General features: G+C 66.0%; 20 protein-coding genes. 9 read left to right on the forward strand and 11 right to left on the reverse strand.

The genetic code is table 11. The features are described 5' to 3' along the window. Window positions 1-70: 70 nt before the first annotated feature. Genes E1832_RS03430 through E1832_RS03445 form a run of 4 tightly spaced genes read right to left on the reverse strand, consistent with a single transcriptional unit; the run spans window position 71 to window position 3600 of the window. A complete protein-coding gene (locus tag E1832_RS03430; protein WP_133358336.1) occupies window positions 71-622 on the reverse strand; it encodes an OsmC family protein in 552 nt (183 codons plus the stop codon). 32 nt (window positions 623-654) lie between these two features. Then, window positions 655-1476: an ABC transporter permease gene (locus E1832_RS03435; RefSeq protein WP_206020993.1), complete on the reverse strand. Its 822-nt coding sequence runs from the start codon at window positions 1474-1476 to the stop codon at window positions 655-657. Beyond that, a complete protein-coding gene (locus E1832_RS03440) occupies window positions 1473-2708 on the reverse strand; it encodes an ABC transporter substrate-binding protein (protein WP_165978787.1) in 1236 nt (411 codons plus the stop codon). The genes E1832_RS03435 and E1832_RS03440 overlap by 4 nt, the downstream gene beginning before the upstream one ends. A gap of 46 nt (window positions 2709-2754) precedes the next feature. Continuing rightward, window positions 2755-3600, reverse strand: coding sequence for an ABC transporter ATP-binding protein (locus tag E1832_RS03445; protein ID WP_206020994.1), 846 nt, complete (start codon window positions 3598-3600; stop codon window positions 2755-2757). Between the two features lie 107 nt (window positions 3601-3707). Between E1832_RS03445 and E1832_RS03450 the strand changes: the two genes are divergently transcribed. Continuing rightward, window positions 3708-4670 (forward strand): TetR/AcrR family transcriptional regulator, encoded by a 963-nt coding sequence (locus E1832_RS03450; RefSeq protein WP_133358337.1) that lies wholly within the window; start codon window positions 3708-3710, stop codon window positions 4668-4670. 287 nt (window positions 4671-4957) lie between these two features. Here E1832_RS03450 and E1832_RS03455 read toward each other — a convergent pair whose 3' ends face one another. The 5 genes from E1832_RS03455 to E1832_RS03475 all read right to left on the reverse strand — a co-directional run bounded on the left by E1832_RS03455 (window position 4958) and on the right by E1832_RS03475 (window position 10497). Then, window positions 4958-5827 (reverse strand): ABC transporter permease, encoded by an 870-nt coding sequence (locus E1832_RS03455; protein ID WP_133358338.1) that lies wholly within the window; start codon window positions 5825-5827, stop codon window positions 4958-4960. 15 nt (window positions 5828-5842) lie between these two features. Beyond that, the gene (locus tag E1832_RS03460; protein ID WP_133358339.1) at window positions 5843-6769 is read right to left on the reverse strand and encodes an ABC transporter permease; all 927 of its coding nucleotides are present in this window, start codon (window positions 6767-6769) and stop codon (window positions 5843-5845) included. Between the two features lie 10 nt (window positions 6770-6779). Continuing rightward, window positions 6780-7763, reverse strand: a complete 984-nt coding sequence (locus E1832_RS03465) for an ABC transporter ATP-binding protein (RefSeq protein ID WP_133358340.1) — start codon at window positions 7761-7763, stop codon at window positions 6780-6782. Beyond that, window positions 7760-8755: an ABC transporter ATP-binding protein gene (locus tag E1832_RS03470; protein WP_133358341.1), complete on the reverse strand. Its 996-nt coding sequence runs from the start codon at window positions 8753-8755 to the stop codon at window positions 7760-7762. Before E1832_RS03470 ends, E1832_RS03465 begins: the two co-directional genes overlap by 4 nt. 98 nt (window positions 8756-8853) lie before the next feature. Beyond that, the gene (locus tag E1832_RS03475; protein WP_133358342.1) at window positions 8854-10497 is read right to left on the reverse strand and encodes an ABC transporter substrate-binding protein; all 1644 of its coding nucleotides are present in this window, start codon (window positions 10495-10497) and stop codon (window positions 8854-8856) included. A gap of 257 nt (window positions 10498-10754) precedes the next feature. On the opposite strand from E1832_RS03475, the gene E1832_RS03480 reads away from it, so the two are divergent. The 3 genes from E1832_RS03480 (at window position 10755) to E1832_RS03490 (ending at window position 13177) form a co-directional block, all read left to right on the forward strand. Next, complete coding sequence (locus E1832_RS03480; RefSeq protein ID WP_133358343.1) at window positions 10755-11573, forward strand: sugar phosphate isomerase/epimerase family protein; 819 nt, start codon at window positions 10755-10757, stop codon at window positions 11571-11573. 227 nt (window positions 11574-11800) lie between these two features. Further along, a complete protein-coding gene (locus E1832_RS03485; protein ID WP_342635557.1) occupies window positions 11801-12148 on the forward strand; it encodes an ATP-binding cassette domain-containing protein in 348 nt (115 codons plus the stop codon). A gap of 138 nt (window positions 12149-12286) precedes the next feature. Beyond that, window positions 12287-13177 carry an alpha/beta hydrolase gene (locus E1832_RS03490; protein ID WP_133358344.1) on the forward strand — a complete coding sequence of 297 codons (891 nt, stop codon included), beginning with the start codon at window positions 12287-12289 and terminating at the stop codon, window positions 13175-13177. Window positions 13178-13179: 2 nt separating this feature from the next. Here the strand turns inward: E1832_RS03490 and E1832_RS03495 are convergent, their stop codons facing one another. Next, on the reverse strand, window positions 13180-14124 hold the full coding sequence (locus E1832_RS03495; RefSeq protein ID WP_133358345.1) for a LysR substrate-binding domain-containing protein: 945 nt from the start codon (window positions 14122-14124) through the stop codon (window positions 13180-13182). A 9-nt stretch (window positions 14125-14133) separates the two neighbouring features. Continuing rightward, window positions 14134-14922, reverse strand: a complete 789-nt coding sequence (locus tag E1832_RS03500; RefSeq protein ID WP_133358346.1) for an aspartate dehydrogenase — start codon at window positions 14920-14922, stop codon at window positions 14134-14136. Window positions 14923-15074: 152 nt separating this feature from the next. Between E1832_RS03500 and E1832_RS03505 the strand changes: the two genes are divergently transcribed. The 5 genes from E1832_RS03505 to E1832_RS03525 all read left to right on the forward strand — a co-directional run bounded on the left by E1832_RS03505 (window position 15075) and on the right by E1832_RS03525 (window position 20065). Beyond that, the gene (locus E1832_RS03505; protein ID WP_133358375.1) at window positions 15075-17195 is read left to right on the forward strand and encodes a xanthine dehydrogenase family protein molybdopterin-binding subunit; all 2121 of its coding nucleotides are present in this window, start codon (window positions 15075-15077) and stop codon (window positions 17193-17195) included. Next, window positions 17192-18145 (forward strand): dihydrodipicolinate synthase family protein, encoded by a 954-nt coding sequence (locus E1832_RS03510; protein ID WP_133358347.1) that lies wholly within the window; start codon window positions 17192-17194, stop codon window positions 18143-18145. The genes E1832_RS03505 and E1832_RS03510 overlap by 4 nt, the downstream gene beginning before the upstream one ends. Window positions 18146-18162: 17 nt before the next feature. Next, a complete protein-coding gene (locus E1832_RS03515; RefSeq protein ID WP_133358348.1) occupies window positions 18163-18456 on the forward strand; it encodes an SRPBCC family protein in 294 nt (97 codons plus the stop codon). Between the two features lie 25 nt (window positions 18457-18481). Beyond that, a complete protein-coding gene (locus E1832_RS03520; protein WP_133358349.1) occupies window positions 18482-19378 on the forward strand; it encodes a DMT family transporter in 897 nt (298 codons plus the stop codon). 123 nt (window positions 19379-19501) lie between these two features. Then, complete coding sequence (locus tag E1832_RS03525) at window positions 19502-20065, forward strand: 3-hydroxyanthranilate 3,4-dioxygenase (protein ID WP_133358350.1); 564 nt, start codon at window positions 19502-19504, stop codon at window positions 20063-20065. Window positions 20066-20143 lie beyond the last annotated feature (78 nt).

Consider the following 20143-nt stretch of genomic DNA (forward strand, 5'->3'; position numbering starts at 1 on the left):
GCAGGCGTCGGGGAAAGAGGGGCGATGGTCCTGCCCCCCGGCTTCGCGCGACCGGGGAACAGGGTCCGGATCAGACGGATTCGGCGATCATGTTCACCGGGCGGGAGAAGGTGTTGAACACCGGCGACCACTGGGTCACGTGCTGGATCAGGGCGTCGATCTCTTCCTTCGGACAATCCGCCTCCATATCGACCTTGATACGGACATCGGTAAAGCCGACGGGTTTCTCCGAGGTGTCGCCGGTGCCCCAGACGGCGGTGATGTTCAGATCGCCTTCCAGTTCCAGCTCCAGCTTCTGGATGGCGATGCCGCGGGCAACGGCGTTGGCGTGCAGGCCGACCGCGACGCAGGAGCCCAGCGCCGCCAGCGAGGCCTCCGACGGGTTCGGCGCGGTGTCATCCCCGAGCAGCGCGGGCGGCTCGTCGACGATATAGGGGGCGAGGTTGCGGATATAGCTGGCGTGGCGGAACCGGCCCTCGGCAACGGTCTTGCACTTCAGCGTCTTGATCGCCTGGGGGTTTTCCTTGCCCTTCGCGATGAGGCCTTCAAGGCCGCTCTTGTCGATCGGATCAAGGCCTTCGGGGGCGAGGCAGCCGGTGAGCGCAGTTGCGGGTTCAGACATGGAATATCTCCTTTGTTTGTCTGGTTTTAGGGTCAGTGCGCGGTTTCGCGCACCCAGTTGAACTTGTTGATGGCCAGCATGCAGAGCCAATCGAGCAGGAAGCCGATGACACCGATCACCACCACGACGGCGGCCAGACGCGAGTAGTCGAGGATGTCGCGGGCATCGTTGATCGCGTAGCCTAGGCCGGAGGTGACGCCGAGGTATTCGGCCGGCACCAGCACCACCCAGGCCACGCCCAACGCCAGCCGGATGCCGGTCAGCACATCCACCGCGATGGCCGGCAGGATGACGACAAAGAGCATGTGAAACGGGTTTGCGCCGAGGTTGCGCGCGACCTTGAGCCAGCTCGGATCGATCCGGCGCACGCCCGAGGCGGTGCTGAACAGGATCGGCCAGACCGCGGCCACGGCGATCAGAAAGACGATCGCGCCGTCCCAGGTGTCGTAGACCATCACCGCGATGGGCATCCATGACAGCGGAGAGATCATCCGCAGGAACTGGAAGGGCACGTTGGTGATCTCGCGAAGCCAGGTCGTCCGGCCCACGGCGATCCCCAGCGGCACCCCCAGCGCCGCCGCGATGGCCAGCCCCGATCCCACCCGGTACAGCGACGGCCCGGACATCGACAGAACCTCGCCCGTGGACAGGATGTCCCACAGCGCAGCCAGCGTGGGGCCGGGTGCAAAGTCGGAAAAGGCGAACATGTCCGGGTCGTTGGCCACCGCCCGGCCGCCCAACCACCACAGCCCCATCAGGAGCGCGATGCCGAGGACCGCGTTGAAGAGGCCGCGAAAGCGCCCCAGCCGGGGCAGACGGAATGCGCCTGCGGGGGTGTCGGGGATCGCGGTCACAGCTTCAGGACCTCCTCGCGCGCGAAGGGATCGCCGGCCGAGACCGAGGGGTCGTTCTTCCACTCAGGGAACCGGTCGAGCGCGGCCTTGACGTATTCGTAGTTGACCAGGTCGTCGGCCACGAATTGCGGGTCCAGATCGGCAAGGAAGGTCGCATCGCCGGAGACGACGGTCTTGTTCATCTCTTCGACGATCAGCTTGGTCGCCGAGGGATAGGGCCAGGGCTGGAAGTCGATGCGCCCGTTTTTCCATTCAGCGGCGTTCTGGTTGGCGCCGCTTTCGGTATAGGCCGGATCCTCGTAGTGGGTCATCGCGCGTTTCACGACGGCGGCCGGCGCCGGCAGGTAACCCCAGCCGTCCTTGGACAGAAGCCCTGCGACCTCCTCCTTGTTCTGCGACGAGTAGATCGCGCCGCGGACGACCGCGTTCATGACCTTTTGCGTCCAGACCTTCTTTTTCTCGGTGACCTCTTCATGCATGCAGACCACGCAGCAGGGGTGGTTTTTCCAGATGTCGCCGGTAAAGCGGAGCATCCGGGCGCCCGCCTTCAACTCGCCCAGCGCGTTGAACGGCTCGGCCACGATATAGGCGTCGATCTTTTTCGCCGCGAGCGCGGGCGGCATTTCCGGCGGCGGGAGCACCTGGAGGTTGCATTCGTCGGGCGCCAGCGCCTCGCCCTGGGCCTTGATGACGGGGGTCACGCCCGATTGCCGCAGCGCGTACTGGAGCACCACGTTGTGCATCGAGTACCAGAACGGAACCGCGACCTGTTTGCCGCCCAGCTGGCTGAAATCCGTGATGTCGGTATGCCGGCCCACCACGAGTCCGGAGCCATTGGTATGCGCCCAGGACATCACCTTGACCGGAAACTTGTTGTTGTAGCGCATCCAGACCGGGATCGGCTTGAGGAAATGCACCAGGTTGAACTTGTTGGCGGCGAACCCCTCGATCAGCGGCGACCAGCCCCGGATCAGCGTCGGCCTCTCCGCCTCCAGACCTTCGTCCTCGAAATACCCCATGCCATGGGCCACAAGCAGCGCGGTCGCGTCGGTGATCGGCAGGTACCCGATGCGCACCACCTCGTCCTCTTGCGCGTAGGACATGTTCGGCATGCCGCCGAGCATGGTGGCCAGCGAAGCGAAGAGGCCACCCTTGGCCAGCATGTCGAGCGTCTGCCGGCGGGTGAAGTCGGAGGCAAAATACTCTTCGTCGTCCCAGGTGTTTTTCGTCATGATCTCAAATCCTCTGTGTCGGGTGGTCGGGGCGTGTTGGGTCGTGTCAGCCCAGCGGCGTGGTGGCGTCGCCGTGGGCCACATCGGTGTAGAGCTGCATCAGCCGGGCCTGTTCCTCCTGGAAGGCGTCGGAGCCCGCGCGGCGGGCATCCTCCTTCAGCGTGATTGTGACATCGTGCGCCACGCGGCCCGGGTTGGCGTCCAGCACCAGAACCCGGTCGGCCATCAGAACCGCCTCGGAGACGTCATGTGTGACCAGCACCATCGTCAGGCCCAGGCGCCTGGCGATCTCGCGCACATCCTGCTGAAGCGAGCGGCGGGTGAACGCGTCGAGCGCCGAGAAGGGTTCGTCGAGCAGGAGCATCTCGGGCCGGGTGGCCAGGGACCGGGCCAGCGCGACCCGCTGTTGCTGCCCACCCGACAGGTCCTGGGCGTTTCGTTCGGCAAAGGCGGCCAGATCGACGAGGTCCAGAACCTCTGGCACGCGCGTGGCTATCTCATTGGTCTTGCGGGAAAACCGCAGCCCCAACGCCGCGTTCTGCGCCACCGTCATCCAGGGGTACAGCGAGGGCGCCTGGAACATCATCACCCAGCGCGGGCTGGGCGCGCGGACCCCGCGACCGTTGATGACAACCTCTCCTTCGCTGGGATGGGTCAGTCCGGCCATCATGTGCAACAGCGTGGACTTGCCGCACCCGGATCGGCCGAGAAGCGCGACAACCTCGCCCTGGTGGATCTCGAAATCCATGTCCCGCAGGACCGGCCCATCGGAGCGCCGGTAGGTATGCGAGAGGGCGCGGATGGCGACATGCGCGCCCCGGATGGGCTTCACCGTGGACTCTGCGGAGGCGGCTGCAACCTGATCTGCGCCAGTCTCGTTCAATCGCGTCACGATCATTTCATCCCCTCTCGCATCAGGTCAATCAAGCGGCACTGAACATACCGTTCTGTCTATCTCAGCGAATCCTCTCGACCTGCGTCAATCTTGCGCCGCGCGAAATGCGCGATAATCTCGGTTTGCTGGTTATTTTGGCAAAAACTCAGGTAGAATGCCCGCATTACAGCGGTTTTTCGTCCTATCCTGTGCCGACGCCACCCTATCGCCAATCACGACGGCGCCGGCAGGAGCGCGCAGGAGCAGCAGGACGACTCATCAAAATGCCTCGAAAAATAAGACAAATCTGTCTTGATTTTCGGCCTTTTATATGGGAGGCAACATATAAGAGACGTCTTGTTGCCGACTTGGGATCCGCCGGATCGCCGGACATCATGGGACGCATTGGGAGAGACGTTGCCGATATGGACGATGGTTTGAACGACATTTGCCTGCGGGACACTTCCGGCTGGAGCTTTGCAGCCCTTCCTGCGGTGTCCGCGCGTGACAAGATCATGAGCGCGGCGTCCCACCTGTTTTGCAACCACGGCTTCGCCGCCACCGGGATCGACACCATCCTGTCCCGGGCCGGCACCGCGAAGGCCACGCTCTACCATCACTTCCGCTCGAAAGAGGATCTGATCTCAGCTGTGCTCGAGGTCGAGGGGAAAACCTGGCGCAACTGGTTCTTTGGTCGGCTGGCCGAGGTCGACGGCCCGGCGCAGGCGCGCCTTCTGGCGGTATTCGACGTGCTGGAAGAGTGGTTTTCGGATCCGGGTTTTTACGGCTGCCCGTTCATCAATGCCGTCGCCGAATTCGACACCGGCAACGACGCGGTCCGCCGCGCGGCGGATCTGCACAAGGAATACCTCATCACCTGGCTCAAGGCTCAGGCCATGGAGATGAAGATTGCCGATGTGACCGAAACCGCCCGCAGTCTCGCCGTGCTCATCGACGGCGCGATCGTTGCGGCCCAGCATTCGCGGGATCCCAGCTTTGCCAGAACCGCCCGGCGGCTGGCCGAATGCCACCTCGCCTCTGTGCAGAGCGGCGCGGAAGACGGCCGAAGTGCGAAACGACTGAAATAGGCCGGAGCCGCCCCGGTCCGGGTTCGGAGCGGTCTTGCGCCAGTCTGTTCGCAAGAGTCGCTTGGATGATCTCCGGGCTCGACTTGAAGAAACGGTATCGGCCGGCTCGCCTCACCGGATGACGCATCTTTGCCCCTGCCCCCCCCGACTGCGCCCGCGGCGGGGTTGTCGCACATCCGGCATGGCGGCGGTTTCTTATCGTGACGCCGTCAGGCAACAAGCGGGGCTGCCTCCGCCGGAATCCCCGGGACTGCGGTCCGGATGACGAACGCCCCCCGCCCGGCGGATCAGCGGATCGTCGGATCGAGCTTGTCGCGCAGCCAGTCCCCGACCAGCGAGATAGAGAGCGTGGTCAGCATGATCGCGGCAGCCGGCGCCAGCATGACCCAGGGCGCGGTGGTCAGGTATTCGCGGCCGAAGCCGACCATGTTGCCGAGGCTGGATTCGGGCGGCTGCACCCCGAGGCCGAGAAAGGACAGGCCCGATTCCATCAGGATGATCTCTGGAAAGGTCAGGGTCATCGACACGATCAGGGTCGAGGCCACGTTGGGCAGAATGTGGTGCAGGTAGACCCGTCGCGGGGTCGCGCCAAGCTGAACCACCGCGGCGGCATAGCCCTGTGCCCCGGCCGAAATCGCAAGGCCCCGGGCGATACGGGCATAGCGCTCCCACCCGTAGAAGCCCATGAGGCAGACCAGCAGAACCATGGACGAGCCGAAGAAGGCAAGAACAGCCAGCGACATGATCAGGAACGGCAACGCCGCCTGGAAATCGGCCAGCATCACGACGAAATGCTCCACCACGCCCCGGAACTGCGCCGCGAGAAAGCCCAGGGTCGTGCCGAAGACCGCCGAGAGGATCGTGGCGCCGAAGGCAATCACCAGAGACACCCGCACCGACTGAATCAGGCGCGAGAGCACATCGCGGCCCAGCTCGTCCGTGCCCAACCAGTGCCCGGACGTGCCGGGTGGGGCGAGGCGCGCGCCCAGGTCCATCCGGGTGATGTCATACGGGCGGAGCAGGTCGGCGAAGGCGGCGCAGATCACCATCAGCGCCAGCCAGAACAGGCCGAAGGCAACCGCCGGGGGAACCCGCGCGAACAGCTGCCGGCGCCGGGCGCCGGAGGCGGCGGTATTCAGGGGGTTGGCGAAAGTCATGGGCGTATCCTTGCGTCAGTGTGCGGCGCCGGCGCGCAGGCGGGGATCGAGCCAGCCATAAAGCAGGTCGACTGTCAGATTGGATACCACCATCACCGCCGCGATCAGCAGCAGGATGCATTGCACCACGGCCAGGTCGCGGTTCGAGACCGACACGATCAGCAACCGCCCGATGCCGGGCCAGGAGAAGATCGTCTCGACCACGACGGCCCCGGCGATCAGAGCCCCGACCATGAAACCGACGATGGTGACGATGGGAATGGCGGCATTGGGAAGGGCATGGCCGCGCACCACGTCGCGCCATTTCACCCCCTTGGCCGAGGCGGTGCGGATATAGGGCTGGCCCATCACCTCGATCATCGCTGAACGCGAAAAGCGGGCGAGGATGCCGATGCCGCCAATGGACATGGTGAGGGCGGGCAGGATGGCGTGCTGCCAGCCGCCAAAGCCGCCCGAGGGCAACAGGTTCCACGTCACCGCGAAGATCAGTACCAGCACCAGCCCCATCACGAAGGACGGGATGGTGAACCCCAGAATCGCCAACAGGATCACCCCGCGATCGAGGGCACTGTCACGGTGGAGCGCGGCGTAAATGCCCGCGGGAATGCCCAGCCCGATCTTGAGCAGCAGCGCCGGCACGGTCAGCATCAGCGTCGCCGGAACCCGTTCCAGCACCAGTTCCAGCGCCGGCGACCTGTCGCGCATCGACTGGCCGAAATCGCCACTGAAGATGGCCTCTATATAGGCCAGGTATTGCCGCCAGATCGGCTCGTCCAGGTGCCACTCGGCGCGGAACGCATCGACGACATCCTTGGGGACGTCCGGCCCCAGAAGCACCGCGGCCGGGTCGCCGGAGAGACGCAGGACCACGAAGGCGAAGGTCATTACCGCAAGCACCGTGATGGCGGCGCGCAGCAGACGGATCGAAACGAAACGGATCATCGGGTGCTCCTCAGGCGGCTCGGGCGGTGTCCGCCCCGTCGCAGTGGTGGCAGGCGGCGGCGCGGTGCGGACCGGCGGCGCGCAATCGGGGAACGGTGCTGCGGCAAATATCCGTTGCCAGCGCGCAGCGCGGGTGAAAGGCACACCCCGGGGGACGCCGGGCCGGGTCGGGCGGTTCGCCCTGAAGGATCACCCGGCCGTCAAGCGGTCGGCCCGGTTCGGGCACAGAGGAGATCAGCGCGCGGGTATAGGGGTGGCGGGGAGCCGCGAAGAGATCCTCGGCCGTACCCTCTTCGACCACGCGGCCGAGGTACATCACCGCGACGCGGTCGCAGAGGTTGCGCACCACCTTCAGGTCGTGGCTGATGAAGACCATGCCCAGCCCGCCCCTGGCCTGCAGGTCGCGCAGCAGGTTCACCACCTGCGCCTGGATCGACACGTCCAGCGCCGAGACCGGTTCGTCGCAGACCAGCAGGTCGGGCCCGGTTGCAAGTGCGCGGGCGATCACCACCCGCTGGCGCTGGCCGCCCGACAGCTCATGCGGATAGCGGTCAGCCTGGTCGGGGCGCAGGCCCACCGCCTGCATCAGCTGGTCCACGCGGACGGCGCGGGACGCCGCATCGCCCACACCGTGAATATCGAGCGGTTCGCGGATCTGGGTGGCGATGGTCAGCCGCCGGTCGAGCGCGGCAAGCGGATCCTGGTAGACCATCTGCATCCGCGCCCGAAGGGCACGCCACCCGGCGGTATGGGCCCGCGGCAGGGGCGCGCCGTCAAAGCGCACCTCGCCGCCCTGCAAAGGATCGAGCCCGAGCAGCATCCGCCCCAGCGTCGACTTGCCCGAGCCGCTTTCGCCGACGATCCCCAGTGTCTCGCCGCGCCGGACGGACAGGCTGATGCCGTCAACGGCGCGCACCGGCGACACCTTCCCCAACAGTCCGCGGCGGGCGGAATAGATGCGCACGAGATCCCTGGCGACGAGAAGATCGGTCATTGCAGCACCCCTTCCTTGCGGTCAGCTCTGGCCGGGTCGGCACCCGGCAGCGGAAAGGCGCAGGCCAGCTGCCGACCGTCCTGCTGGTCCAGCAGGTCCGGCCGTTCGTCCCGGCAGAAGGGGCGCGCCTGCGCACAGCGCGGTGAAAAGGCGCACCCCCGGGGCAGCCTGCGCGGATCCGGGACCGTGCCGGGGATCGGCACGAGCGGCTCGCGCGGGCCGTATAGCCGGGGGATCGCCTCGAAAAGGCCAAGCGTATAGGGGTGGCGCGGCCGCTCGAACAGCTGTGTCACCGCGCCCTGTTCGACGATGCGGCCGGCATACATGACGCAGACCCGCTCGCAGATCTGCGCGACCGCCCCCAGATCGTGGCTGATAAAGACGACAGCCATGCCGGTTTCGCGCCGCAGCCGCGCAAGCAGATCGAGGATCTGCGCCTGGATGGTGGCGTCGAGAGCGGTGGTCGGTTCGTCCGCGATCAGCAGGTCCGGTTCGCCCGCCAGCGCCATCGCGATCATCAGCCGCTGGCACTGGCCGCCCGAGAACTCGTGCGGATAGTTCCCGAACCGCCCCCGCGCATCGGGAATGCCGACGAGGTCCATCAAACGCAGCGCCTCGGCCCGGGCGGGGGCGCCGGTCAGGCCGCGATTGACGCGCAGCGCCTCGCAAAGCTGCCTGCCCACCCGCTGCACCGGGTTGAGCGAACTGGACGGGTCCTGGAAGATCATCGCGATCCGCTTGCCGCGCACGGCTTCGAGCTGCGCCCGGGGCGCGCCGGACAGATCCGCCCCCTGGAGCCGCACCGATCCGGTGACGTGTGCCTTGGAGGGCAGCAGCCCCAACGCCGCCAGCCAGGTGACGGATTTCCCGCAACCGCTTTCCCCGACAAGGCCCAGGGCCTCGCCCGGGGCGACATCCATATTGATTCCGTGCAGCACCGGCATGCCGTCAAAGGCGACGCGAAGCCCGCGGATCTCGACTAGATTGGCCATGTGTAGTCCTTTCGTTCCAGATCGCAGCCGTTCCGCCCGGCGGGAACGGAAAGCCCCGGCGGCCGGAGCGGCCGCCGGGGCGAGATCGGGCCGGGGTGTCAGCCGTCGTTTGTCGCCCAGTTCGGGCCGCGAAAGTCCATGGCGAAGGCCGGGGCGGCCTTCCAGTTCAACTCCGAGCGCATTCCGGTGAACACCGCATTCTGGTGCAGCATCTGGTAGGCGGGATCCTCGCGTTCGGCGATTTCCAGCATCCGGGCGATCGCCTTCTTGCGCTTGGCGTGGTCGGTCGAGGTCTCCATGACCTGCGACAGCTCGTTCAGCTCGACGTTGGTCCATTCCTTGTATTGCTGGATCGAACCGTTGGGGCCGAACTGCACCACCATGGGGGTGATCGGGTCGTTGATCGTGTTGGAGGCCGACCAGTCGCGGATGCCGCGGGTGGTCGAGGCGTCGAGGATCTGGCCCCAGTTCTCTTTCATTTCAATCTCGACGTTCAGGCCGACCTGCTTCCACATCTCGACCATGATCTGACCGTTGGAGACCTGATTGATGTAGTAGTTGTTGAGCAGGCGGAAGGGGATCGGGTCGCCCTTGTAATTCGCCTGTTTCAGCAGGCCGCGGGCCAGCTCCGGGTTGTATTCCGGCGCGGTCCAGCCCTCGATGAACATGTCCGAGCTGCGAAAGCTCTCGAATTGCAGGCCGGCCGGCACCTTGGTCATACCGCCCCAGAGCGCGGCGACAATGGCGTCGCGGTCGATCGAATGCGTCATGGCGCGGCGCACCAGCGGATCGGCCAGGACCGGATGTTCGGTATTGAAACAGGAGACCCGGTGATTCCAGATGGTCGAGCTTTGCACCTCGAAGCCGGGGGCGTTCATGACGCCGCCGATCTGGTCGGGCGGCAGGTCGCAGGCGAAATCGTATTCGCCGGACAGCAGCCCGTTCACACGGCTCGACACTTCGGGAACCTCGACGAAGGTGATCCGTTCCAGCGGCGGGCGGCCGCCCCAGTAGTCGTCGAAAGCGCGATAGGTCAACGACACGTCGGGGCGGTGATCCTCGACGAAATAGGGGCCGGTGGTGATCGGCCTGGTCGCCCATTCGTTATACGTGGCGGCCTCATCCCAGGCGCGGCGGTTCAGGATCTGGCTGCCGCCGGCATAGAGGCGGCCCTCCATCGTCACGTCGGGCGTGGCGTTGTGAAAGCGCACGGTGTACCTGTCGACGATCTCGACCCCGGCGAGGGCAGGCCATTTGCGGCGCCCGACACCCGGCAGCGAGGCCGGGATGTCCTTGGCGGTCTCGGGCGTGTAATTCTCGGAATAGATGGTTTGGCCCCCGGCGGGCTGGGTATCGCCGAACACGCGCTCGGGCGAGAAGGAAAAGGCGACGTCCTCGGCGGTCATCTCGTCGCCGTTGTGGAACTTGACGCCCTTGCGGAGCTTGAGTTCCAGCGTCTTGTCGTCGATGCGGTGCCATTCTGTGGCCAGGCCGGGAACCGGTCCCTGATCGCCCATCCAGTCGCGCAGGATCAGCCCCTCCCAGAGATTGGGGTAGAGCACCCGCTCGCCGACGTTGGACTGTTCGCGCCAGGGGTCGAGCGTGTTGTTGATCGTGATCTTCTGGACGGCGACCGTGACAGAGGGGCGGGCGCCCTGTGCACGCAGATACCCGGGCAGCACGAGCCCCCCGGCGGTTGCACCGAAAAGGCTGATCGCCTGGCGGCGGTTGAGGTTGAGCATGTCGAGATTCCCGTTCGTTGTCAGCGATGAAACAAACCGCGGCGGTGCATGGGGCGCGGCCACCGGATGACGTTTGCAGCCGCTTTAAACCGCGCTCAGATGACAGTCGGGTGACCGTTTCCTGAAGAGAGAATGACATGCGCCCCAGGGCGAAATCGGATGGAAAATGTCATACCGCTGTCATGCCCGACGCCTAATTCCCAGCCATCTGCAAAGACGCGCCGGCGGCGCAATCAACACGACAGGATGATCCCCAAATGACCGATCTGCCACTTCTCGGCGCAGCCATACCGCTTGCGTCCCTCGAACTTTACAAGGACTGGATCATCGCCGATCAGCGCGACCTGGAAATCCAGGATTTCGTGATGGTCGATGTGCTGAACGGCGACTGGGAGGCGCGCGTGGACCGGGCCAAGGCGCTGCTGGACGGCTATGCCGGCCGGCTTGGCATTCATGGCCCCTTCTGGGGCTTTGGCCTTGCCAGTCAGGATCCGGACATCCGCGCCATCGTCACCCGGCGCATGGAACAGGGCCTGGCGGTATGCGAGGCCCTGGGCGCGACCCAGATGGTGATCCACAGCCCCTATTCCACCTGGCACTACAACAACCGCGACAACCTGCCGGACGCCCGCCAGCAGGTGGTCGACCTGACCCATGCCACGCTTGACCCGGTGATCGCGCGGGCCGAGTCGGCGAACGTGACGATGGTGCTCGAAAACATCGAGGACAAGGACACCGATGACCGTTGCCTGCTGGCCGAAAGCTTTGACAGCCCGGCGGTCAGGGTCTCGGTCGATACCGGCCATGCGCACTACGCCCACGGTTCGACCGGGGCGCCGCCGGTCGACTATTACATCACCCGCGCAGGTGAGCAGCTTCACCATGTGCACCTTCAGGACGCCGACGGTTTTGCCGACCGGCATTGGGCGGTCGGCAAGGGAACGGTGAACTGGCATGCGATTTTTGCCGCGCTGGCACCACTGGGCGACCGACCGCGCCTGATCCTGGAGTTGCGCGACAAGGGCGGCATCCTGCCCTCGGCCGCCTATCTGCAAGAGCTGGGTCTGGCGCGCTGAGGCACCGCCCCGGCGGGTCAGGCGACCCGGTGCGAAAAACGATGAGAAGGCACCTGTGACGTGCCTCCTCCGAGCGCGGTTCCGGCCGAGAGGAAACCGGCGTCACCGCCGGGACCTGCAGAACAGAGCAGCCCACGCGCACCGGGATGCTTGGACACGGTGGTGTCGGATGGACTCGAACCTGTCTTGGCCAGGACCGGGCGGCCACCGGCGCGACGCCCGAACGGGTGGCGCGCCTCGGCGCCGGCCTGGTGCCCGAAGGCCGGCAGATCTTCCAGAACCTGACGGTGCGCGAGAATCTCGTGGCGACCGCGGCGAACCGGCATGATCGCGAAAACCCATGGACGCCGCGGCGGGTCAATGACCTGTTTCCCCGGATGGAAGAGCGCGCCTCGCAGCGCGCCGGCACGCTCTCGGGCGGCGAACAACAGATGCTTGCCATCGGCCGCGCCCTGATGACGAACCCCCATCTTCCGATCCTCGACGAGGCGACAGAGGGGCTGGCCCCGGTGATCCGCAAAGAGATCCGGGATGTCATCACCCACCTAAACAGGACGGGCAATCGATCCTGCTGATCGACAAGAACCTGGCTGTCCTCAAGCGGCTGGCCGATCGTCACTATGTCCTGGAAAAAGGCCGTCTGGCCTGGTCCGGTGACAATGCCGCGCTGGACCGGGATCAGGAGCTGATCCAGGGCTGTATCGGCGTCTTACATGGAAAACCGGCCCCAGATCCATCCGCACGGCGGCTTCGATGCCGCGATCGATGCCGCGCAACTCGATACCGACTACGACGCCCGCGCGACGGTCAGCCAGGGGGCATTCGACGACATCATCGCGCGCTATCTCTCCTGTTCGCAAGCGGCGGCGTCCGAGCACATGAGGCGCGCCAATGTGGTCTATGACCCCTGTGGCGAAGGTTTCGACCTGCTGGGCCCTGCGGATGGAAACGCCCCGGCGGTAATCTTCATCCATGGCGGGTATTGGCGGGCGCTGTCGCGGCGGCATTCCCATTTTCCCGCCCCGATGCTGGCGCGCCACGGCATTGCCACCATCACGCCGGACTATACGCTCGCCCCCCGGGCGACGCTGGCCGAGATCAACCGCCAGATGCGGGCGATGCTGGCCCATGTCTGGCAAGAGGCCCCGGCGCTCGGCCTTGATCGGCAGCGCATCCATGTGGTCGGCAGCTCGGCGGGCGGCCATCCCGCCGCCGCGCTGGCCGCAGGTGGTTGGCAGGCTGAGTTCGATCTGCCCGACCGCCCGCTGGCCGGTGTCATGCCGATCAGCGGCTTGTTCGACCTGGCGCCGATCCGCCGCGCGCCCCCGCAATCGTGGCTGAATCTGAGCCCCGAGGACGAGGCGGCGCTGAGCCCGCTGCGCCACCTGCCCCGCGATCCGGCGCCGATGTTCGTCGCGCGTGCGCAAACCGAGGCGCCCGGATTCATCCGTCAATCCGATGCCTTTGCCCAGGCATGGGGCGACAGCGGCGCGCGGACGCGCCGCCTGTGCATTCCGGGGCGCAACCATTTCGATGTGATCCTCGACCTGTGCGACGACAACACCGCGCTGTCGCGCGCCCTGCTCGACCTCATCGCGGTCTAGGCTCACATCGCCTTTGCGATCTCCTGCAGCTGCGCGATCAGCGCGGTGCCCGCAGGAGAGAGCCGCTCGGCCTTGCGCAGCGAAATCCCGACCGGCCCGGCACCGAAAGGTACCTTCCAGTTGATCTTGGCAAGCAGCCCGCTGGCGATGTCCTGCGCCACCACGTGAGAGGGCATCAGGCCGATGAAATCTCTCAGTTGAAGAAAGGTCCGGTTCGCCAGATAGGACACCGACTCGATCGACACCGAGGGCGCGTATTGTCCCTGGTTGATGAAGAACTGGTCGATCTGGCGCCGCAGCGAGGTTTCGAACGGCGGCAGGATCCAGCCAAAGGGTTTGAGGTCGTCGAAGCCAACCTCTTGGCGCCCGGCCAGCGGATGGTCAGGGCCGGCCACCGCCAGGATCCTTTCGTCAAACAACGCGATCTGGTCGATCTCGCTCCGGTGCCGATGGGTCGGCAGCCGCCCGACGACGACATCGATCTCGCCCGAGCGCAGCGCCGGCATCAGCGCCTCATTGGTGCCCTCGACGATCTTCACCGCCACTTTCGGCCGCGCCTCGATCAGACGCTCGATGGCCAGCGGCAAAAGATGCGATGAGGCCGCCAACAGCGTGCCCACCACGACCCGGCCCTCGTTCCCCTCCTTGAGGTCGTCCAGTTCCTGCGCCGCGTTCGACACCTGCGCAAAGATCAGCTTGCCGTGACGGATCAGCGCCTCGCCATGCGGTGTCGGCACGACCCCCCGGTTGGTGCGCTCGAAGAGCTGCACCTCGAAGTCGAGTTCCAGATCCTTGATCATCTTGGTCGCCGCCGGCTGCGAGACGTTGAGCTCGCGCGCGGCGTTCTGGATCGACCGGTGCTTGCCGACAGCGACCAGCAGGCGCAGCTGCTTCAGCTTCAGCCGCGTCAAGACCCGCTCCACGATCCGGGTATGTCCAGTGGCCATGTCGTCCTCCTAGATCACGATGGTATCCCGGGCGCCGCGCAAGGCGGCCACGATACTCATCGCCGCCAACGCCGAGCTGCGGGGGTTGTCCGGTAGCGGATTGCCGGAAATCGAGAACGAGAACGACCCGAAATCGCCGCAGGCGTGCACTTCGTGGACATTGCCGCCAACCGTCGGATCCGCCACCAGTTCCACCTGCGTGGCGTCGAAGCCGATCCCGGCCAGCGCCACCGCCGCCGCCACATTGGCATTCTTGGGATAGCGCAGCGCCGCCGTCCCCGCATCGCCGCGGAAATGGACCTGCGGATTGCCGCCGAGGTCGGCAAGGTTCAGCACCTCCTCGGCCATCGACCCGCGCCAGCCCAGCGGCGGTTTGCGGCCGACGTAGCGAACCTGCTCCAACCTGCCCTGACGGGCCGCGCGCAACGCATCCAGCGCGCCGATGGCGCCCGAGGCGACATGCAGCCGGCTGTCCCCCGCTGCAGCGGCTTCCCTGAGGCTGTCCCTCAGATCCCTGTCAGCCAGCGCCCCGGCCGAGACGGTGATGACATCCAGCCCCCGGCGCAGCGCCGCCGCCCCATGCTGACGCAGCCCCTCGTGGCCGGCGCAGTCAACGACATGGGTGACCTCTCCGGGCAGATCCGCGACCGATGCGACCGCCGGAACACCGGCAGGGCGTCCGGCCCCGGCCAGACGCTCAGGCCGCAGCACGATGGCCGCGAGCGGCAAGTCCTGTCTTGCCATCGCCGCCCGGACATAGCCGGCAATCGCCCCGTCGCCGATCAAAGCAATTTTCATCGCGCCCTCCGCTTTGCGCCCAAACATATTTAACATCAGATCGATTTCATATCGGCTTTGGTTATACCCACTTGCCTTCTTTGTATTTGGTTTGCGGGGGCGGATTTGGTCCAATGCCGGTCGAACGGAATTCAAAGGCGCTGCATCCAACCATGCGCAATCCCAAGGAAAAATTCGTCGGATCGCCACTGGCGCGACGTGAGGATCCGGCGCTGATCAGCGGGCGCGGCACCTATACGGACGACGTGCGACTGACCGACCCGCTGCATCTGGCCGTCGTGCGCAGCATGGTTTCCGCCGGCACCATCGACGCCATCGAGACCGAAATGGCCGCCGATCTGCCCGGTGTCGCCGGCGTGCACACCGGCGCGGATCTGACCGGCCTTGGCGCGCTGCAGGTCAATCCGGTTATCCCGATCAGGCATCTGCCCGACTATCCGGTCCTCGCCGGGAAACAGGTTCATTCGGTCGGCCAGCCCATCGCCGCCATCCTGGCCGGGGATCTGGAGCTCGCACGCGACGCGTGCGAGCAGGTCCGGGTGGAGATCGACGACGCCCCCCTGCCCGATCCGCGACTGGCGGCCGAGCAGACCTGGTCGGCGGGCGATGTGACCGGCGCCTTTGAACACGCAGAGCGCATCGTGGAATGCGAGGTCCGTCACCCGCGCCTGGCCCCCTCGCCGATGGAACCACGATCCATCGCCGTCGCCTTTGATGCTGCGACCGAGACCGTCACAGTCTGGCTGTCGACCCAGACCCCGCACCGCAGCCGCAACGACATCGCCGCGATCCTCGGACTCCCGCGGGCGCGCATTCGGCTGATCTCGCCCGATGTGGGCGGCGCCTTCGGAATGAAATCCTCGGTCTATCCTGAGGAGGTCTTTGCCGTCTGGGCCGCCTTCCACCATCGGCGCGACATCAGATGGACCTCGACCCGGTCCGAGGAGTTCCTGTCGGCGACGCACGGTCGGGCGGTGACCAGCAGGGGCCGGCTGGCGCTGGACCGCGAGGGGCGGTTCCTCGCGCTGAGCGCAGAGGTCGCCACCCCGGTCGGGCATTGGCTTCCCACCAGCGGGCTGATCACGGCCTGGAACGCGGGCCGGGTTCTGCCGAGCGGCTATCGCCTCGACACCCTGACGGTCACCACGCAGGCCTGGATGCACAACACCGGCCTGACCGGCATCTATCGCGGCGCCGGCCGGCCGGAGGCGAACTGTCTAATGGAGCGTCTGATCGACAAGGCCGCGGCCGAGACCGGGATCGACCCGTTCGAGCTGCGCCGCCGAAACCTGCTGAGGCCGGAGGATCTCCCGTTCGAGACGCCGACCGGAAATACCCTGGATTCCGGAGACTACGCCGCCGCGCTCGACCTGCTCGAAGCTCAGGTCGACTACGCCGCCCTCTGCGATGACCGGGACCGGCGACGGGCGGCGGGCGAACTGGTCGGCATCGGGATCGGCTTTTATGTGGAGCCCTCCGGCAGCGGATGGGAAACCGCGCGGGCGACCCTGAACGCTGACGGCAGCGCATCGGTTCAAAGCGGCAGTTCCTCGCAGGGGCACGGGCGCGCGACCGCCTTTGCCCAGATCGCGGCGGATGCGCTCGGCATCGAGCCGGGGCGGATCGAGGTCACCTTTGGCGATACCGCGACCTGCCCCGAGGGCATCGGCGCCCTGGCCAGCCGCAGCACCCCCATCGGCGGCAGCGCGGTTCTGCTGGCCTGCGAAAAGCTTGCGGCGCGGCAGCGGGCGGGCGACCCCCTGCCGATCACCGAAGAAATCCGCTACGCGAACAAGGGGCAGGCCTGGGGTTACGGCGCCTTTCTCATTGTCCTCTCGGTCGACCGAGACACCGGAGCGCCGACGCTCGAGCGCGCGGTCTGCGTCGACGATACCGGCCTGATCATCAACCCGATGATGGTCGAGGGGCAGCTGACCGGCGGCTTCGCCCAAGCCCTGGGCGAGGCCCTGATGGAGCGGGTCGTCTATGACGAAAATGGCCAGCTTCTGACCGGCTCCTTCATGGATTACGCAGTTCCGCGCTGCAGCGACGTGCCGCCGCTGACGCTTCTTAAAACGACCACCCCCAGCCCGATGAACGCGCTCGGCGCCAAGGGCGTCGGCGAGGCCGGAACCATCGGCGCGCCGGCGGCGATCCTCAACGCGGCAATCGACGCGCTGCGCCCGCTGGGCGTGAGCGATCTGAACCTGCCACTGACAAGCGAAACCCTGTGGCGTGCTATTCGAGCGGCCGAAGAGGAGAAGACGTCATGAAATATTCGAAACTCGACGCCAAGGATTACGCCCGCGAACATATGCGCGGGATCTGGGCCGCCGCCCTCAACCCGTTCCATCAGGACGGCACGTTCAACGAGGAGGGGCTGCGCAGCAACATCCGGCACTGGGTCGATGACCTGGGCATCCAGGGCCTGTTCATCGCCGGAAAGCAGGGCGAATTCTTTTCGATGAGTCTGGAAGAGCGCAAGCGCAACTTCGAGATCGCCGTCGAGGAATGCGACGGCAAGGCCGGCACCATCATGTCTGCCTCGGACCAGAATTTCGACACCGTGGTCGAGCTGGCCCGACACGCGCAGGACTGCGGCGCGGACTACGTTGTGGTGCATGCGCCGGTGCTGCATTTCATCTCGGACCAGGACGACACGGTGTTCAACTACTACAAGGAGCTTTGCGACCGGGTCGACATCGGCATCGCGATGTGGAGCCACCCCGACAGCGGCTATCTGATGAGCCCCGAGCTTTGCGCGCGGGTGGCGGAGCTGCCCAATATCGTCGCCATCAAATACTCGGTCCCGCGCGAAATGTACGTTCGCCTGTCCAGAATGGTCGGTGACAAGATCCAGGTCTCCACCGCCTCCGAAGAGGAATGGCTCGACAACATCGAGGAACTGGACTGGAAACTCTATCTCTGCTCGGCGCCGCCCTACCTGCTGCAGACCAAGGCGGACCGGCGGATGCAGGCCTACACCGAACTGGCCTTTGCCGGCCGTTTCGAAGAGGCGCGCAAACTGCGCGACAGCCTCGATCCGGTCCGCGAGGCAATCAGGAGCACCCGCCCCGGCGGCAAGCCGCAGGCGCACAGCAAGTACTGGCAGGATCTGCTCGGTCAGGTGGGCGGACCAGTCCGCGCGCCCCTGCTGCAACTCACCGACGAGGAAAAGGTCCGCACCCGCGAGGCGTTCGACGGCTGCGGCCTCAAGCTCTGACCCGGAAGGAAAACGGCATGGAAATCTCCGGCGAATACATCATCCGGCCCCCCCGCGAGGTGGTCTGGACCGCACTGAACGATGCCGAGGTTCTGCAAGCCTGCATTCCCGGCTGCCAGGAGGTGATCAAGAGCTCGGACACCGAGATGTCGGCCAGGGTCCGGCTGAAGGTCGGCTCGGTCAAGGCGCTGTTCTCCGGCGATGTCGCCCTGACCGACATCGACGCGCCGGCAGGCTGCACCCTTGTCGGGAAGGGCAACGGCGGCGTTGCCGGCTTTGCCGACGCCGACAAGGTCGCCGCGACGTCCTGAAAGCAACCGGCCGGAGCGCAGAGACATGACAGGCGAAGCGCTGGCTATCGTCTCGGCGGCCTTCTACGGGCTTGCCGGCGCCGCCATCGCGCGCGGCGGACGGACGGCGCGCGCCGACAATGGGTTGTTTCTGTCCATCCTCGTTACCGCCGCCGGATCCCTCGCGCTCTGGCTGCTCTTCGGTCGCCGGGTTCTTCCCGACCTTCCCTTGCAGCAGGCGGCGACAGCGATCATCCTCTTTCTGTTGTCGGGCGTCGCCTCGATGGTCCTCGGGCGATATGGGATGTATGCCGCGTCGGTGCGGATCGGAGCGATCCGAACCAGCCTCTACCGTCGCCTGATCCCGGTCTTTGCGCTGCCGGTCGGGTTTCTGCTCTTGTCGGAGTTGCCCGATCCCGCCGTCTATCCCGGGGCGGTCCTGATCCTGGGCGGCGTCCTGCTGAGCCTGACGCCGCGCACGCCCGGCACCGCCGCCCGGCCGGATGCCTCCCGCGTCTCGGGACATGCCATCGCCGTGGCCTCTGCGGGTGCCTATGCCCTCGCCTATGCGCTGCGCCGCCTCGGGCTGGACCTTTGGCCGGATCCGCTTCTGGGCACCTTCCTCGGCGCCGCCGCCGGGGCGCTGTGGTTCCTCGGCGCGCGAATGTTCCGCGCCGCGCGCCCGTCAACGCGTCCCGGGCTGCTGGAAGACCGGGGCCCATGGCAATGGACCGCCGCCGTGACGCTGGCCGCCGGGCAGACGCTGCAATTTCTCGCCCTGCTCGAAACCGAGGTTGCCACCGTCGCACTGCTGGGGTCTCTCGACATCCTCTTCACCGTCGCGATTGCCGGATTTCTGTTCCGCACCGAGGCGCCGCCTGGTCCCCGCATCGCCCTGGCGGTGCTTGTCGCATTCGCCGGAACCGCAGTGATCTTCCATTGAGCGGCCGTCAGGTATTCCACAAATGGATAGCCGTATTCATTACCATCGATGTTCCTGATGGCTGGTACAGGGTATTCAATGACAGCGCCGAAACGACGCACTGAAACGAGGGAGACGACGTCCATGAACCAGCACCCCAAGCTGCATGCCTTCAATTTCAAGAAATGGGTCGAGGAAAACGCCAGCCAGTTGAAACCGCCGGTCGGAAACAAGCTGCTGCATACGGATTCAGAGATGATCGTGATGGTTGTCGGCGGCCCCAACACCCGGATGGATTTCCACGATGATCCGGTCCCCGAATGGTTCTTTCAGCAGAAGGGCGACATGGTTCTGAAGATCGCCGACGGCGGCGAGATTTACGACGTCCCGGTGCGCGAAGGCGAGGTCTTCATGCTGCCGCCGCATGTGCGTCACGCGCCGCAGCGGCCACAGGAAGGCTCCATCGGGATCGTCGTCGAGGCGCCGCGCCTGCCGGGCATGACCGAAGGTTTCGAGTGGTACTGCTTTGACTGCAACGCGCTGGTGCATCGCCACGAGGTCACGCTGGAATCCGCCTCTGGCATCGTCAGCGAACTGCCCAAGGTCTACGACGCTTTCCACGAGGACATCGAGGCCCGCACCTGCCCGAACTGCGGCAGCGTTCACCCCGGCAAGGGCAAGCCGCCCGAGGGCTGGGTCCAGCTTTAATACCGGCGCACCAGGCCACTCCCGGCAATTTACCTTCAGACGGTCGGCAGACGCTGATCCCGACCATGAAACGACGCC

The organism is Antarcticimicrobium luteum (assembly GCF_004358185.1).
Classification (GTDB): Bacteria; Pseudomonadota; Alphaproteobacteria; order Rhodobacterales; family Rhodobacteraceae; genus Antarcticimicrobium; species Antarcticimicrobium luteum.

Excerpts from the sequence above, each read along its gene's own strand:
- E1832_RS03515 (WP_133358348.1), top strand. The coding sequence starts at position 18,163 with ATGGAAATCTCCGGCGAATACATCATCCGGCCCCCCCGCGAGGTGGTC.
- E1832_RS03520 (WP_133358349.1), top strand. The coding sequence starts at position 18,482 with ATGACAGGCGAAGCGCTGGCTATCGTCTCGGCGGCCTTCTACGGGCTT.
- E1832_RS03495 (WP_133358345.1), bottom strand. The coding sequence starts at position 14,124 with ATGGCCACTGGACATACCCGGATCGTGGAGCGGGTCTTGACGCGGCTG.
- E1832_RS03455 (WP_133358338.1), bottom strand. The coding sequence starts at position 5,827 with ATGACTTTCGCCAACCCCCTGAATACCGCCGCCTCCGGCGCCCGGCGC.
- E1832_RS03525 (WP_133358350.1), top strand. The coding sequence starts at position 19,502 with ATGAACCAGCACCCCAAGCTGCATGCCTTCAATTTCAAGAAATGGGTC.
- E1832_RS03465 (WP_133358340.1), bottom strand. The coding sequence starts at position 7,763 with ATGACCGATCTTCTCGTCGCCAGGGATCTCGTGCGCATCTATTCCGCC.
- E1832_RS03475 (WP_133358342.1), bottom strand. The coding sequence starts at position 10,497 with ATGCTCAACCTCAACCGCCGCCAGGCGATCAGCCTTTTCGGTGCAACC.
- E1832_RS03450 (WP_133358337.1), top strand. The coding sequence starts at position 3,708 with ATGCGCGATAATCTCGGTTTGCTGGTTATTTTGGCAAAAACTCAGGTA.
- E1832_RS03490 (WP_133358344.1), top strand. The coding sequence starts at position 12,287 with ATGGAAAACCGGCCCCAGATCCATCCGCACGGCGGCTTCGATGCCGCG.
- E1832_RS03510 (WP_133358347.1), top strand. The coding sequence starts at position 17,192 with ATGAAATATTCGAAACTCGACGCCAAGGATTACGCCCGCGAACATATG.
- E1832_RS03480 (WP_133358343.1), top strand. The coding sequence starts at position 10,755 with ATGACCGATCTGCCACTTCTCGGCGCAGCCATACCGCTTGCGTCCCTC.
- E1832_RS03500 (WP_133358346.1), bottom strand. The coding sequence starts at position 14,922 with ATGAAAATTGCTTTGATCGGCGACGGGGCGATTGCCGGCTATGTCCGG.
- E1832_RS03440 (WP_165978787.1), bottom strand. The coding sequence starts at position 2,708 with ATGACGAAAAACACCTGGGACGACGAAGAGTATTTTGCCTCCGACTTC.
- E1832_RS03460 (WP_133358339.1), bottom strand. The coding sequence starts at position 6,769 with ATGATCCGTTTCGTTTCGATCCGTCTGCTGCGCGCCGCCATCACGGTG.
- E1832_RS03470 (WP_133358341.1), bottom strand. The coding sequence starts at position 8,755 with ATGGCCAATCTAGTCGAGATCCGCGGGCTTCGCGTCGCCTTTGACGGC.
- E1832_RS03505 (WP_133358375.1), top strand. The coding sequence starts at position 15,075 with ATGCGCAATCCCAAGGAAAAATTCGTCGGATCGCCACTGGCGCGACGT.
- E1832_RS03430 (WP_133358336.1), bottom strand. The coding sequence starts at position 622 with ATGTCTGAACCCGCAACTGCGCTCACCGGCTGCCTCGCCCCCGAAGGC.